General features: G+C 67.2%; 14 protein-coding genes. 12 read left to right on the forward strand and 2 right to left on the reverse strand.

Translation table 11 applies throughout. The features are described 5' to 3' along the window. Nucleotides 1–107 precede the first annotated feature (107 nt). From FM104_RS11490 to paaZ, 5 genes are read left to right on the forward strand one after another with little or no spacing between them, the layout of a single operon-like run. The gene (locus FM104_RS11490) at nt 108–1,295 is read left to right on the forward strand and encodes an acetyl-CoA C-acyltransferase (protein WP_087132381.1); all 1,188 of its coding nucleotides are present in this window, start codon (nt 108–110) and stop codon (nt 1,293–1,295) included. Beyond that, nucleotides 1,292–2,032: an enoyl-CoA hydratase/isomerase family protein gene (locus tag FM104_RS11495; protein WP_087132382.1), complete on the forward strand. Its 741-nt coding sequence runs from the start codon at nt 1,292–1,294 to the stop codon at nt 2,030–2,032. The genes FM104_RS11490 and FM104_RS11495 overlap by 4 nt, the downstream gene beginning before the upstream one ends. Next, nucleotides 2,029–2,883, forward strand: coding sequence for a 3-hydroxyacyl-CoA dehydrogenase family protein (locus FM104_RS11500; RefSeq protein ID WP_087132383.1), 855 nt, complete (start codon nt 2,029–2,031; stop codon nt 2,881–2,883). Before FM104_RS11495 ends, FM104_RS11500 begins: the two co-directional genes overlap by 4 nt. Further along, nucleotides 2,871–3,287 (forward strand): PaaI family thioesterase, encoded by a 417-nt coding sequence (locus FM104_RS11505; protein WP_087132384.1) that lies wholly within the window; start codon nt 2,871–2,873, stop codon nt 3,285–3,287. Before FM104_RS11500 ends, FM104_RS11505 begins: the two co-directional genes overlap by 13 nt. A gap of 2 nt (nt 3,288–3,289) precedes the next feature. Then, nucleotides 3,290–5,377, forward strand: a complete 2,088-nt coding sequence (gene paaZ / locus FM104_RS11510; protein WP_087132422.1) for a phenylacetic acid degradation bifunctional protein PaaZ — start codon at nt 3,290–3,292, stop codon at nt 5,375–5,377. Between the two features lie 11 nt (nt 5,378–5,388). Here paaZ and FM104_RS11515 read toward each other — a convergent pair whose 3' ends face one another. Further along, nucleotides 5,389–6,027, reverse strand: coding sequence for a TetR/AcrR family transcriptional regulator (locus FM104_RS11515; protein WP_087132385.1), 639 nt, complete (start codon nt 6,025–6,027; stop codon nt 5,389–5,391). A 112-nt stretch (nt 6,028–6,139) separates the two neighbouring features. Between FM104_RS11515 and paaA the strand changes: the two genes are divergently transcribed. From paaA to FM104_RS11550, 7 genes are read left to right on the forward strand one after another with little or no spacing between them, the layout of a single operon-like run. After that, entirely contained in the window at nt 6,140–7,132 is a 993-nt protein-coding gene (gene paaA, locus FM104_RS11520) for a 1,2-phenylacetyl-CoA epoxidase subunit PaaA (RefSeq protein ID WP_087132386.1), read from the forward strand. Next, entirely contained in the window at nt 7,129–7,437 is a 309-nt protein-coding gene (paaB, locus tag FM104_RS11525) for a 1,2-phenylacetyl-CoA epoxidase subunit PaaB (protein ID WP_087132387.1), read from the forward strand. Before paaA ends, paaB begins: the two co-directional genes overlap by 4 nt. Beyond that, nucleotides 7,434–8,258, forward strand: a complete 825-nt coding sequence (paaC, locus tag FM104_RS11530; protein WP_087132388.1) for a 1,2-phenylacetyl-CoA epoxidase subunit PaaC — start codon at nt 7,434–7,436, stop codon at nt 8,256–8,258. The genes paaB and paaC overlap by 4 nt, the downstream gene beginning before the upstream one ends. After that, on the forward strand, nt 8,255–8,776 hold the full coding sequence (paaD, locus tag FM104_RS11535) for a 1,2-phenylacetyl-CoA epoxidase subunit PaaD (protein ID WP_087132423.1): 522 nt from the start codon (nt 8,255–8,257) through the stop codon (nt 8,774–8,776). Before paaC ends, paaD begins: the two co-directional genes overlap by 4 nt. A gap of 2 nt (nt 8,777–8,778) precedes the next feature. Beyond that, entirely contained in the window at nt 8,779–9,921 is a 1,143-nt protein-coding gene (gene paaE, locus FM104_RS11540; RefSeq protein WP_087132389.1) for a 1,2-phenylacetyl-CoA epoxidase subunit PaaE, read from the forward strand. A gap of 15 nt (nt 9,922–9,936) precedes the next feature. After that, a complete protein-coding gene (locus FM104_RS11545) occupies nt 9,937–10,713 on the forward strand; it encodes an enoyl-CoA hydratase/isomerase family protein (RefSeq protein WP_087132390.1) in 777 nt (258 codons plus the stop codon). A 6-nt stretch (nt 10,714–10,719) separates the two neighbouring features. Beyond that, nucleotides 10,720–11,700 carry an acyl-CoA thioesterase gene (locus tag FM104_RS11550; RefSeq protein ID WP_087132391.1) on the forward strand — a complete coding sequence of 327 codons (981 nt, stop codon included), beginning with the start codon at nt 10,720–10,722 and terminating at the stop codon, nt 11,698–11,700. Nucleotides 11,701–12,128: 428 nt separating this feature from the next. On the opposite strand, the gene FM104_RS11555 is transcribed toward FM104_RS11550, so the two are convergent. After that, the gene (locus tag FM104_RS11555) at nt 12,129–15,161 is read right to left on the reverse strand and encodes a hypothetical protein (protein ID WP_143738360.1); all 3,033 of its coding nucleotides are present in this window, start codon (nt 15,159–15,161) and stop codon (nt 12,129–12,131) included. Nucleotides 15,162–15,164 lie beyond the last annotated feature (3 nt).

Consider the following 15,164-nt stretch of genomic DNA (forward strand, 5'->3'; position numbering starts at 1 on the left):
CAGTCTAGGCCGCGACTTGACGGCCTATCCCGGCTATGTCACTCTATCCATACTGAACGATCGGTAAGTGAAGGTCAAGTGCGAAACACAATCAAGGTAACGGAGCCATGCCAGAAGCATTCGTCGTAGGCGGGGTGCGGACCCCGATCGGCCGCTACGGCGGAACCCTCTCTCAAGTCCGCCCGGATGACCTCGCCGCCCTGGTCATCTCGGAACTGGTCGCACGAGTCGGGGTCGAGCCTTCCTCGATCGACGACATCGTTTTCGGCGACGCCAACCAGGCCGGCGAAGACAACCGCAATGTCGCCCGGATGGCCGCACTGCTGGCCGGACTGCCGGTCTCGGTCCCCGGGATCACGGTCAACAGGCTCTGCGCGTCGGGCCTCTCGGCCGTCCACATCGCCTCAGCGATGGTGAAGTCCGGCGAAGCGGACCTCGTCATCGCCGGCGGCGTCGAGTCCATGAGCCGTGCACCCTGGGTTCTCGCCAAGCCCGAGAAGGCATTCGCCCGCCCCGGCGAGATCGTCGACACCTCGATCGGATGGCGGTTCACGAACCCGAGACTCGCGGAGCACGAGAAGTGGACCTTCAGCATGCCCGAGACGGCTGAAGAGGTCGGTGTTCAGGAGGGCGTCACCCGGGACGAGGCTGACGCGTTCGCGCTCCGCTCGCACACGAGAGCGCTGGCCGCCGCCGCCGGAGGACGTTTCGCCGACGAGATCGTGACGGTCACGACGCCCCGCGGAGCTGTCACGACGGATGAGGGCCCTCGGGCCGATAGTTCGATCGAGGTGCTCGGGGGCCTGCGTCCGGTGGTTCGAGGCGGATCGCTGGTGACGGCGGGAAACGCGTCGCCGCTCAACGACGGGGCTGCGGCGGTGCTGATCGCCAGCGAAGCGGCTGTGACGAAGCTTGGGCTGGAACCTCGCGTTCGCGTCCTCGGCGGATCATCGGCGGGCGTCGCGCCCGAGGTGATGGGGCTCGGACCGGTTCCGGCGGTCGAGAAACTCCTTGAGCGCCTCAACCTGTCGACGTCCGACTTCGGTGCGATCGAACTGAACGAGGCATTCGCGACTCAGGCGATCGCGTGCATCCGTCGGCTCGGACTGGACGAGAGCATCGTCAACGCTGACGGCGGCGCGATTGCGTTGGGGCATCCGCTGGGTGCGTCTGGCACACGGATCCTGGTGACACTGGTCGGCCGTATGGAACGCGAAGCCGCCGACCGCGGCATCGCCACGATGTGCGTCGGCGTCGGGCAGGGCGCCGCGCTGGCTGTGGAGCGCGTGAGATGAGCGATCCCCGAGCGCTCTTGATAGAGCGGGGGAGCGACCGGGTTCACGTCACGCTCAACCGTCCCACCGTGAAGAACGCAATCAACCAGACCATGGTGGACGAATTGCACGCGGTCTGTGCGGAGCTCGAAGCAGACCCGCGGATCCTGATCCTCTCCGGGGCAGGGAGTGTGTTCGCGTCAGGGGCGGACATCGCGCAGCTACGGGACCGGCGTCGGAATGATGCGCTGGCGGGCATCAACTCGCGACTGTTCACCCGCATCGCCGCGCTGCCGATGCCGGTGATCGCGGCCGTCGACGGCTGGGCGCTCGGCGGCGGCGCAGAGCTCGCATACGCAGCCGACTTCCGGATTGCCGGTACGACCGCCCGTATCGGCAATCCCGAGACGGGCCTGGGCATCGTGGCCGCCGCCGGGGCGACCTGGCGGCTCGTCGAACTCGTCGGAGAAGCACTGGCGATGGAGATCCTCCTCGCCGGTCGTGTCCTCACGGCCGACGAGGCGCTCAGCGCGCGTCTTGTGACAGAGGTCCACCCCTCAGATCAGCTTCTCCCGGCTGCTCATGCTCTCGCGGACCGGATCGCGAAACAGGATCCATTGGCGATCCGCTTCACCAAGGCCCTCGTGCGCGCCCCTCGGACCGCGCATCCGCACGCCGACGAGACAGCCCAGGCAGTGCTGTTCGAATCCCCGGAGAAGCACCGCCGCATGACCGAGTTCCTGGAGAAGAAAAGATGACCGTGATCCCCGACGCGATCGGCGTCATCGGCGGTGGCCGCATGGGCGTGGGAATCGCGCATGCGTTCCTGCTTGCCGGCGCCGAGGTGACGATCCTCGAGCGCGACAACGGCACGGCGGAGCACGCGGCTGCCGAACTGCGAAGGGCGGTCGGCGTGAGCGTGGATCGCGGGGTCACCGATCGCTCCGCCGCCGACCTCGCCGGTGACTCCGCGGTAGCCACCGAGCCTTCAGAACTCGCCGCGTGCGGACTCGTGGTCGAGGCAGTGCCGGAGAACCTGGAGCTGAAGCGGTCGATGCTGCGCCGAGTCGAAGACGTCCTGTCCGCGGACTCCTGGCTGGCCACGAACACATCGTCCCTGTCCATCAGCTCCATCTCCGAAGGGCTCACGCATCCGGAGCGGCTCGTCGGGCTTCACTTCTTCAACCCGGTGCCAGCGTCCACGCTCGTCGAGATCGTGAGGGGACCACGGACGGAGGGCGAGCTGGTGCGGCTGGCGCAGGGCTGGGTCGACGCCATCGGGAAGACCCCGATCACGGTGCTCGACTCGCCGGGATTCGCCAGTTCGCGACTGGGAGTGGTCATCGCACTGGAGGCGATCCGGATGCTCGAAGACGGTGTCGCGTCGGCCGAGGACATCGACTCCGCGATGGTGCTCGGGTATAAGTATCCGGTGGGTCCGCTGCGCCTGACGGACATGGTCGGACTCGACGTGCGCCTGGGCATCGCGGAGTACCTCAGCAGCACGCTCGGCGAGCGTTTCGACCCTCCGCAGCTGCTGCGCGCCAAGGTCGAGGCCGGTCACCTGGGGCGCAAGAGCGGACAGGGCTTCTTCTCATGGGCCGACTGACCGTCCCCTGGGTCATCACACCGGGTGCCCTCGACGACAAGCTGGGCATCACTGTGCTGGAGCAGTCCGCTGAACGAGTCGTCGGCACGATGCCTGTCGAAGGCAACACGCAGTCGCTCGGGCTGCTCCATGGCGGAGCTTCGGTCGCGCTCGGAGAAGCCCTCGGTTCCTGGGCGGCGATGATCCATGCGAGCACGCTCGGAAAGGTCTGCGTCGGACTCGACATCAGCGCCACACACCACCGGAGCGCGCGGACGGGAATGGTCACGGGGACTGCCACCGCGATCTCGCTGGGCCGCACGGTCACGTCCCACGAAGTGGTCATCACCGACTCGAGCGGAGCGCGCTTATGCACCGTGCGCATCACGAACCTCATCATCGACCCGCGGAAGGACCCATCATGACGATGACCGACGACCACACGACCGCATCCACCACGGGCGGCCGCCCGCCGCTCGTGCCCAGTTTCGTCGAGGGCCGATGGTGGCAGCCGACAACCGGAACCGAGGTCCGCGATGCGGCGACCGGCACCCCGGTCGCGCTGGTCGGGGCCGAGGGACTGGACGTCGCCGCGGCCGTCAAGTACGCACGCGGCGTCGGGCAGGCCTCGTTGGGTTCATTCACCTTCCATCAGCGGGCGCTCATCCTGAAAGCGCTCGGAGCACATCTGAACGAGTCGAAGACCGAACTGTACGAGCTGAGCAGCAACACCGGCGCCACCGCACGCGACTCGATGGTCGACATCGACGGGGGCATCGGCGTGCTGTTCACGTACGCCTCGAAGGGCAGACGAGAGCTCCCGAACTCCACCACCCTGGTCGACGGCGCCGCCGAAGGGCTCTCCCGCGATGGGTCCTTCGGCGGCCAGCACCTCTACAGCCGGGTCTCCGGGGTCGCGTTCCAAGTGAACGCGTTCAACTTCCCGGTGTGGGGGATGCTGGAGAAGTTCGCGCCGGCCTTCCTCGCCGGGGTGCCCAGCATCGTGAAGCCGGCGACACCGACCGCGTACCTCACGCAAGCCTGCGTGCGGCTGATGGTCGAATCCGGACTGCTCCCGGACGGGTCCCTTCAGCTCATCAGCGGGTCAGTCCGCGGGTTCCTGGATCACCTCGACCTGCGCGACCGAGTCGGCTTCACCGGGTCGGCATCGACGGCCAAAGCACTTCGCGAGGACGGCGGCGTCATCGACCGGGGAGTCGTCCTCACCGCAGAGACAGATTCCCTGAACTCCGCCATCCTCGGCCTCGACGCGGAGCCCGGAACGCCCGAGTTCGACGCGTTCATCGCGTCTGTCGCGACGGAGATGACGGCCAAGGCCGGTCAGAAGTGCACGGCCATCCGCCGCGTCATCGTCCCCCGTCCGCGCGTCGATGCGGTCGTCGCGGCCATCGGCGAACGGCTCGCTCAGCGCGTCGTCGTCGGCGACCCCCGCGTTGAGGGAGTCACGATGGGACCGCTCGCCAGCATCGAACAGCGGGACGAGGTGCGCCGCAGCATCGAAACCCTCCTCGCCGGCGGTGCCACACTCGCGATCGGCAGCCTCGAGCCTCCGGCGGTGCCGACCGCGGACGGGATCGTCGACCTCGCTCCGGAGGGCGCATTCCTCGCCCCCGTGCTCCTTCGATTCGAAGACGCCGACGCCGACGTCGTGCATCAAGTCGAAGCGTTCGGACCCGTGGCGTCCGTCATCGGGTACAAGGACACGGCCGACGCGGTCCGCCTCGCCCGACGCGGCGGCGGCTCCCTCGTGGCCACCATCGCCAGTGCCGACCCGGGCATCGTGGCAGAGCTGTTCGAGGGGATCGCGCCGTTCCACGGGCGGGTCCTGGTGCTCGATCGGGATGACGTCAAGACGAGCACCGGACACGGATCGCCCGTGCCCCATCTTGTCCACGGCGGACCGGGACGTGCCGGCGGCGGTGAGGAACTCGGGGGAATCCGATCGGTCCTGCACTACATGCAGCGAACGGCAATCCAGGGCACGCCCAAGGTGCTCACCGCGCTGACCGGGCAGTGGCGAGCCGGTGCGCCGAGCGACCCTTCAGGTGAGCACCCGTTCCGCAAGCCCCTCAGCCGGCTGCGGGTCGGTGACTCAGTCGAGTCTCAGGCCCGCGAGATCACCCTGCAGGACATCGGGCACTTCGCCGACTTCACGGGCGACACCTTCTACGCGCACACGGATGAGCAGGCGGCAGCCGCGAACCCGTTCTTCCCCGGCCGAGTCGCCCACGGCTACCTGCTGCTGTCCTGGGCGGCGGGCCTGTTCGTCGATCCCGCTCCCGGCCCCGTGCTCGCGAACTACGGGCTGGAGAACCTGCGCTTCCTCACACCAGTCGTGCCGGGAGATTCGGTTCACGTCACGCTCACCGCCAAGCAGATCACCCCCCGGGAGAACGAGGACTACGGCGAAGTACGGTGGGACGCCGTGCTTCGGAACCAGGCCGACCAGCCGGTCGCCACCTACGACGTGCTGACTCTCGTCAGCAAGGACTGATGAGCGTCCGTTCAGCGTTCGGCGGGCTGCTGCAGTCCGCCGAACGCAATCGCGATCACGTCGTCAGCGAGCTGATCCGGGGTCAGCGAGCCGTCCGGCTTGTACCACTCGACGATCGAGTTGATCATCCCGAACAGCAGTCTCGTGATTGTGCGCGAGTCGATGTCAGTGCGTACCGAACCGTCCGCGCGAGCCAGATCCACCAACGTGGCGATCTCGTGGTCGAATCGGCGTCGACGTTCCAGCGCCGACCGCTCCAGTTCGGTGTTGCCACGCAGCCGCAGCAGCAGCGTCACGTACGGCAGTTCCCGCACGAGGACGAGCACCGCACCGCGCAGAACGAAGCGCAGCCGGTCTGCGGGAGAGCCATTGCGCGCGCCTGGCTCCTCCAGCACGGATTCGAGGCCGTCAAGAGCCTTGTCCAGCGCGAGACGGAGCAGGTCCTCTTTGCCCGCGACGTGATAGTAGATGGCCGACTTCGTCGTCCCCAGACGCTCCGCCAGAACCCCCATAGACGTGGCGTCGTACCCGCGATCGTTGAACGCGGCCACCGAGATGTCGAGCACCGCCGCCAAGTCGTACGCAGCACGGTTGCCACGGCCGTTCCCTCCGCGGGGAGCCGTAGTGCGCGTGCTCGTGGACTGGCTCATCAGAACATGACTCTAACCGAGGGGATGGTCTTGATCGCCCCCGACACCCATGCTACCCTAACTGAACGATCGGTAAGTTGGCTGCCGATTCGCACCGACCAAGGAGGCTCTGATGGCGACGACCGTCACCCGCGACACTCTCGATGACACCCACGGCGAGGCCGGGCGGGTGCGTTTCGATGAGTTGATCGCCACCGATTCCCGCATCGAGCCCACCGACTGGATGCCCGACGCCTACCGCAAGACGCTAGTACGGCAGATCTCTCAGCACGCGCATTCGGAGATCATCGGGATGCAGCCCGAAGGCAACTGGATCACGCGTGCACCGAGCCTGAAGCGCAAGGCGATCCTCATGGCCAAGGTGCAGGACGAAGCGGGTCACGGCCTGTACCTCTACTCTGCCGCGCAGACCCTGGGCACCGACCGTGAGGAGATGTTCGAGCAGCTCCTCTCCGGCAAGGCGAAGTACTCCTCGATCTTCAACTACCTCACCCCCACCTGGGCCGATATGGGCTCCATCGGCTGGCTCGTCGACGGCGCGGCGATCTGCAACCAGGTTCCCCTCTGTCGCGCGTCGTATGGGCCGTACGGCCGCGCGATGGTGCGGATCTGCAAAGAGGAGTCCTTCCATCAACGACAGGGCTTCGAAATCCTCCTCGCCCTCATGAACGGCACCGACGCGCAGAAGAAGATGGCGCAGGAGTCCGTGAACCGTTGGTACGCGCCAGCGCTGATGATGTTCGGTCCGCCCGATGATGACTCACCGAACTCGAAGCAGAGCATGGACTGGAAGATCAAGCGTTTCAGCAACGACGAGTTGCGCCAGCGCTTCGTGGATATGCTCGTACCTCAGGCTGAGATTCTCGGCATCACCCTGCCCGACCCAGACATCAAGTGGAACGAGGAGCGGGGACACTACGACTTCGGCGAGCTGGACTGGTCCGAGTTCTATGACGTGCTCAAGGGCAACGGACAGGCCAACACGGTGCGCCTCGCGAGGCGTCGTGCTGCGCACGAAAACGGCGCCTGGGTGCGCGAAGCTGCTCGCGCCTACGCAGACAAGCAGGCAACGCTGGCCGCTGAGCTGCTTCCGGTGGCATCATGACCAGCCCGGGCGATTCGGGCACACGGGAGCAGTGGCCGCTGTGGGAGGTCTTCATCAGATCCTCGCGGGGGCTGTCCCACGTTCACGCCGGATCGCTTCACGCACCCGACGAGACTATGGCCGTCCGCAATGCCCGCGACCTCTACACGCGACGCAATGAGGGCGTCTCGGTCTGGGTGGTGCGCGCCTCCGCGATCACCGCATCAGATCCCGACGCCAAGGGCGCCTTCTTCGAGTCGCCTCAGGGCAAGGACTATCGACACGCCACCTACTACACGGCCAGCGAGGAGGTGCCTCACCTATGAACATGTCCCGGAAGCAGGCACCCGCGCAGGTGGTCACCCCGGAGTCGATCGCAGACAGCGTCGGCTCAGCGGGTCTGCGCGCCCCGGAGGCCGTCGCACAGTACGCGCTGGGGCTCGGGGACGACGCCCTGATCCTCGCGCACCGTCTCGGAGAGTGGATCTCGAACGCGCCGGAACTGGAAGAAGACATCGCGCTGGGCAACATCGGCCTAGACCTCCTCGGCCATGCGCGGAGTCTGCTCAGCTACGCCGGATCGGCATGGGGCAAGAGCGAGGACGACCTCGCATACTTCCGCGACGAGCCTGAGTTCCGCTGCCGCCAGCTGTTCGAGCAGCCCATCGGCGACTTCGGCCACACCATCGCCCGCCAGCTGATCGCCTCCGTGTACTTCAACGGCCTCTACCGTCAGCTCACTGCCTCGTCCGATAACACCCTCGCGGCGATCGCTGCCAAGGCGATCAAAGAAGTCGACTACCACCTCGACCACTCCACGCAGTGGCTGATGCGACTGGGCCAGGGCACCGACGAGTCCAACCGTCGGATGCAGGCCGGCCTGACCGCTATCTGGCCGTTCGTGGACGAGCTGTTCCGGCCCGAGCCGAACGCAGACGAACTCGCCGGCATCGCCGCGGACTCCGAGGCACTCCGGAACGAGTTCGACGCACTCGTTCCCAAGCTGCTCGAAGACGCCGGGCTGGAGGTTCCCCCGAGCGCCTTCGCCCGAGGAGGCGGTCGAGAGGGCGTCCACTCTGAGGCATTCGGACCACTTCTCGCCGAGATGCAGGTTCTGGCCCGTGCGCACCCAGGAGCGAAGTGGTGACCGCCGCGACCGCGCAAACCGCCCGACCTCGGCCGGCGGCCGGCCTCGAGGCGGAACTGTGGGACCTCGCGGCGACCGTTGTCGATCCCGAGGTGCCGGTGCTCACCATCGAAGACCTCGGGGTGCTCAGATCCGTTTCGACGGACGGCTCCTCGGTGCGAGTCCAGATCACCCCGACATACTCAGGGTGCCCCGCGATCGACGCGATGCGCGACGACATCGTCTCGACCCTGACCGCCCACGGGCATCCCGACGTGACCGTCGACGTGGTGCTGTCGCCCGCATGGACGACCGACTGGCTCAGCGATGCCGGTCGGCACAAGCTCGAGGAGTACGGCATCGCTGCCCCCGCTCCACGACGGACCGATGGGGTGGTCGGCCTGGGCCTCGGCATCCGCTGCCCGCGGTGCGGCTCGCTGCACACCCGGCAGATGTCACGGTTCGGGTCGACGTCGTGCAAAGCCCTCTACGTGTGTCAGCGCTGCCAAGAACCGTTCGACTACTTCAAGGAGCACTGACGATGACCGTCACGACCGACATCGACGAAGCTGACGGGTTCGGCCCGGTGCGGACCACCCGGCGCCGTGCCTCGTTCCACACCCTCCGCATCGACGGCATCCGCCAGCTGACCGACGACTCGATCGAGGTCGCCTTCGTCGTCCCGGAGGAGTTCGCTGACAGCTACGACTACGCGCCCGGCCAGTACATCGCGATCCGCACCGCCCTGGACGGCCAGGATGTGCGACGCAGCTACTCCATCTGCCAGGCGCCGGCCCGCGGCGAGCTCAAGGTCGCCATCAAACGCGACCTCGGCGGTCTCTTCTCCACCTGGGCAATCGAGAACCTCAAACCGGGGATGCAGCTTGACGTCATGAGCCCCGAGGGGAAGTTCACCTCGCAGATCCCTGTCGGCACATCCCACTTCGTCGGAATCGCGGCCGGCTCGGGCATCACGCCGATGATGGCGCTGATCGAGAGCACGCTGGCCTCCTCCCCGGACAGCCGGTTCTCCCTCGTCTACTCCAACCGCACGGCGATGGACACCATGTTCGTCGACGAACTCGCCGACCTCAAGGATCGCTACACCTCGCGACTGGCGCTGCACCACGTCTTGACGCGGGAGCGGCGGAGCTCGGAGCTGCTGTCGGGCAGGCTCGATGCCGCTCGCTTCCGCAACCTCCTCCATTCGCTGATCCGCCCAAGTGACATCGACGAGTGGTTCATCTGCGGACCATTCGATCTCGTGCAGCTCTGCCGTGACATCCTCGACGAGCTCGGCGTCGACGTGTCAGCCATCCGCTACGAGCTGTTCACGACAGGGCGGCCCGAGCGCCCCGCGGGTCAGAGCGGACGCCCCGTGGATGCCGCGGACGATCAAGCCGTTCATACGATCTCCTTCCGTCTGGATGGAACGACGTCCACCGTGACGACGGCGGTGCACAGCAACGAGAGCGTCCTGAACGCCGCGCTTCGGGTGCGTGGCGATGTGCCGTTCGCCTGCGCAGGTGGCGTGTGCGGAACCTGTCGCGCCGTGGTGACCGAAGGCACGGTGGAGATGGTCGAGAACTATGCGCTGGAACCCGATGAGCTGGAACGCGGGTACGTCCTGACCTGCCAATCCATCCCGACCAGCGACAAGGTCGTTGTCGACTACGACGCCTGACACCCAAGGAGCACCATGCCCGTAGACGTCACCGTCGATGCCGGGATCGCTGAGATCGTCCTCAACCGGCCGGAGAAACTGAACGCGCTCGATCCAGAGCACCTCGCGGAGCTCGCGAATGCGCTCACGACTGCGGAGCAGGCCGGAGTCCGCGCGCTGCTGCTCCGAGGTGAAGGGCGGGCGTTCTGCGCCGGCCGGGATATCTCCGATATCAGTCCGGCGACCGACGACGCCCACGCCTTCCTCTCCGACGTGGTGACGCCAGTGCTTCGCCAACTCGCCGCCTTCCCCGCCCCCACATTCGCCGCCGCTCAAGGGGCGACACTCGGGATCGGCCTGGGAATCCTGATCGCCACCGACGTCGTCTATGTCGGTGAACGCGCACGGTTTGGATCGCCGTTCGCCAACCTGGGTGCCACGCTCGACTCCGGCGGCCACGCTTTGTTCGTCGAACGGCTCGGAGCTCACCGAACTCTCGATCTCATCTATACGGCGGAGCTGATGACGGGTGGCGAGGCGGTTGCCGGGGGCCTGTTCAGCCGTGTCGTCCCCGATGACGAGCTGTTGGAGTTCACACGGGAGCGGGTTCGGAAGGTATCGACGGGTGCGACGACCGCGCTTCTGGCGAGCAAAGCACTCGTCGCCGAGCTGCGCGACAACCGCGTCGGTCTGTGGGACTCCATAGATGCGGAGAACGCTGCGCAAGGAGCCCTGTGCGCGACGGACGACTACGCGGAGGGCTTCGCTGCCTTCCAGGAGAAGCGTCCGCCAACGTTCGCCGGGCGGCGTTGAACCGAGATGTCGTCCCTGCCCGTCGACGTTGACGCTGACCGGATCACCTTCCGCCACCTCGCAGCTCGCAGCGACGCCGCGTCATCTGGCTGGTTCATTGCAGCTGGACGCATGCTCGAATGGATCGACCGGGCAGGGTATGCCTGCGCGGTGGGGTGGAGCGGCACCTATTGCGTCACCGCGTACGTCGGCAACGTCCACTTCACACGCCCGGTGCGGCCCGGCGACCTCGTAGAGACCAGAGCACGAGTGATCTACACCGGCCGAACGAGCATCCATGTTCTGGTCTCTGTGGCGACCGCGGATGTCGCTGTGCAGCTGTTCACCACCGCAGCGCATTGCATCCTGGTCTTCGTCGCGCTCGATGAGGGCGGCGCTCCCGTCGAGGTGCGACCATGGACACCGAGGTCCATCTACGACTCGCTGCTGAGGAGCCACGCCGAAGAACGCATACGACCCCGTGACGCTATCAGGGCGGCCACCGACGCGCAGGAGTACACCGCGGCCGGCAGCACTCCGCGCTCGCACTTGCGTTTTATCGCAGCTCAAGGCGACGCCAACTGGCGCGGAAACTCTCACGGCGGCACCGTCATGCGATGGATTGACGAAGCAGCGTTCGCGTGTGCCGCCTCATGGAGCAGCGCCGACGCGGTGGCCGTCTATTCAGGGGGCATTCAGTTCTTCCGTCCCATCCCCATCGGACGCATCGTCGAAGTCGAGTCTCGCCTCATTCACGTAGGCGCGCGCAGCATGCACATCGCAACTCAGGTTCGATCCGCCCCGATCGACAGGCCCAACGATCGCGAACTGACAACACGCTGCATCTCCATCTACGTCGCCCCAGGAGACGACGGAAGGGCAGCAAAGCTGCGGCCGCTCCCGCTCAACAACGACGAGGACGTCGCTCTCGACAGGCACGCTATCGAGCTCATGAAGATGCGTTCCTTCATGCCGGCAATCCCCGTCGACGTGTTCGACCTGAACTGAACCTTGGGGTTCGACGGCTGACCCTAGGGGCACCTGTTCCAGATGCGCTCTGGCGGGACACCTTTGCCACGACGGAGCACTTGTCCCGATTGATATGCGCGAGGAGCGATAGCAGCGCTCCAGTCGTTCATAGGGTGGTCTCATGCTGCACTTGCTGGTGGACACCTCGAGCGAGTACGGCTAGCGCAGCAATGCCACGCCCGCACAGCACGCGCCGGGCACGCGCTTACGAGGAGAGTGCCGCGCGCAGCTTGGCCGTTGTTGCCGGGTCGAGCCAGTCGGGCCAGGACTCGGCCGGCAGCACGAGCGGGCCACGCGGATGGGTGTCGAGCCCGAATACGGGACTGGGAAGGGCGCTCGAGCTTGCACAGAGTGGTCCGCTCCTCAAACGGAGAGGCGGACCACTCGTGTGCTGCTAGGGGAGTGGATCAGCCTTCATCGTCATGATCGAGGCTGCCGAGGTCGTCGAGCGCGCCGTTCTCCAGATCCTCCTCTCGCACATAGCCGTTCCGCTCCCGGTAGATCGCCAGCCGGCGACCGAACGCCAGGACACCGAATCCTGCGAGCAGCAGAATCCCGGCGCCGATCCCGAAGGGCAGCGGCCAGTCGCCACCCCCGGTGTACGCCAGCTCCCCGGGCAGCGGAGCGGGCGGCGTCGGCGTCGGAGACGGCTTCTCCGAGACGAGCGTGGTCTCGCCAGGTGCTCCGCAGACCCCACGGGTGAGCTCCGCCCCCTCGATGTCGTAAACCGTCTCGACCCAGTAGTAGGTTCCGATCGTCTCGAACACGACGGACTCGGAGATGTACTCGCCGGCTCCGTCGAGCGGGATCGGCTCGGTCGTCTGCACGAGCTCGTCGGCGGTGCAGGTCGGCTCGTCGCCGCCCTGCAGGTACGTCTCGAAGGTCAGCGCGGCACCTTCCGGGACCGTGCCGGTCACGGTCGCGGTGTCGGTGGCGGGCTTGCCGAGCTCGACCTCCGGTGTCGCTTTCGTCGTCACGGCCAGCGGTTGCGGCTGAGCGGTGACGACGGTCGTCTCGCCTGGCGCGCCGCACACGCCCTCGGCCAGCACTTCCTCGTCGGAGTCGTACAGCGTCTCGATCCAGTAGACCGCCCCGGTGTCGGTGGTGGTGGTCGTTCCGGAGCGGTAGACCCCGGCCTGGGTGACGGCGATCGGCTCGGAGACGTAGAACGGCTCCTCGCACACCGGCGCCTCGTCCGGGGGCTGCGGCCCGTAGGCGCGGAACACGAGGGTCGATCCGGCGGGGACGTCGCCCTGCACGAGCGCGAGGTCCTCGAACGGCTCGCCGACCTGCGCCTCCGGGGTCGCTTGGGTGATGACGGTCACCGGGATCACCGGCGGTGTGGGCGGTGGCACGTAGAAGCGCTCCAGCACGTCGGCGGGGCTCGAGGTGTACGGCCGCACTCGGTCGTCCCCGGCGAAGCTGCTCACCACGACGTAGTAGCCAGGCTCCGTGGGCGTGATGCGGTCGCTGTCCGTGTAGCCGAGCTGGTAGACGCCGTTGCGCGCGGGAGTCGTCAGCCGGGTGAGCACCGGTGCGGTCGACAGGTCGAGGTCGTCGGTGAGGACCGTGTCGGTGGCGAACGGGCCGTAGACGACGTGCGTCACCTCGTCGGTGTCGGCCTGCCAGTAGCCGTCGCCGTGGAAGTCGCCGTGATCGGCGGGGAAGCCGGTCACGGTCACCACGTCGAAGGCTCTGCCGCCCGGGTGCACGTTGTACTCGCGCAGCAGCGACGAGGTGTGTAGGGGCCACCGCACCGAGGTCGACTCGACCGGGATGCCGTAGCGGTCGGCCCAGTCGTCGGCCAGGTAGGGGCGTACCCAGTCCGGCTGGGAGGCCTTCTTCATCTCCCACACCCAGGTCACGAATCCGCCTGCGGGAGCGACGACCATCGGGGCGATGTATCGGCCGGGGCCGGTCGCGGTAATTGTCACCGTGCCGATCGGCACCGCGTCGGGGTTGATCGTGGCGGACTCGGTGGGCGGGCGCACGCCGGGCACCCGATAGAGGGTGCCCTCGAACACGACGGGGATGGGCTCGCCGTCGACGCGCAGCCAGGGGCCGTTGCCGCTGGAGACGACGATCGTGTCGGTCAGCGGGTCGCCGGCGACCGCGAGGTGCTGGTCGGCCGTGGAGACGGCCTGCGGCTGGAACGGCGTGACCGACGACTCGGCGACCCTCCCGAAGCGATCGGTGAACGAGCCGGTCAGGTATTGCGCGTACTCGCCTTGATCCTCCTTCGTGATCTTCCAGACCCAGGTGTAGAACCCGGAGCTGGGCGCCTCGATCATCCCCGGCGACGTGTATGAGCCCGCGCCTGTCAGCGTGACCTGCTCGACCCCGGCGACCGGTGCCCCCAGCGGTGGGGAGTCCGCCTCCCTCGGCTGCTGGTCGAAGGGACCGTAGAGCGTGCCCTCGGCGGCGATCGGGATGCGGGAGCCGCCCAGCCGCGTCCAGGTGCCCTTCGTCAGGGTCACCTCGAGCTGGTCGACGAACGCGTCGCCCTCCGTCACGTAGCGGGAGGAGACCTGCGTGGCGATCACGGGCTGGAAGTCGAGGTCGATGACCGGCGTTTGCGCCGACGCCGACAGCGATGCCGGCGAGCCCGCGACCGAGGCGATGATCCGCTGCTCGTCGCCGGCGGAGGTGTAGAGCGACAGCTTCGCCCCGTACCCGTCCCCGGAGACGCTCATCGACGCACCGATCTGATAGGACGGTGCGCCATCCGCCGGAGTGCCCGTGATCCCGAACTGCCCGGCGCCGACGGTGCGGCTGCTCGACCCGTTGCCGAACACGGCACCGGTCAGGTTCACCGTGCCCTGCAGGTGCGACGGGTTCGCGGCGACCGTGAGCGTGCCGGCGTACTGATCGGCCATGTCGATCGCGAGCGACAGCGACGGATCGACGACGGCATTGACGGGCGCCTCGGCGCGCATCGTGGCGAGGTTCGACAGGATCGTCCCGCGCACGCCCGCGGGTGCGCGCGCGACGTAGTAGTCGTCGCCCGACATGCCGTGCGAGTTGTAGACGCCGGGATCTCCCACCGACCACACGTACAGCGCGACCGCGGCCGTCACGGTCGGGTCGCCCGACTGGCCCCAGCGCGCGAGGACGTAGTTCAGCTCGGCGATCTGCTGACGGCTCAGCGAATCCAGCGACGTGATCGTCTGCGGCTCCGAGGTCGGCGAGAACGGCGCGTTCATGCCCAGGTCGATGCAGTACGCCTGACGCCCATCCGAGTCGGTGCTGTACGAGCCCAGCCACCCTTCTCCGATGTCGTAGCCGACTCCGTGACTACCCGCGTGGGCGGGCGAGGCGCCGGCGAGCATGGTGCCGATCGCGATGATCAGGATCACCAGGGTGGCGACCAGCCGTGCCCCTCGTCGTCGTGTGGGCGGATCGCCGGCCCCTGGTGAGCCGACGGTGATTGCAGATGACATGCG

The sequence above is a fragment of the Microbacterium esteraromaticum genome (assembly GCF_900163815.1).
Lineage (GTDB): Bacteria > Actinomycetota > Actinomycetes > Actinomycetales > Microbacteriaceae > Microbacterium > Microbacterium esteraromaticum_B.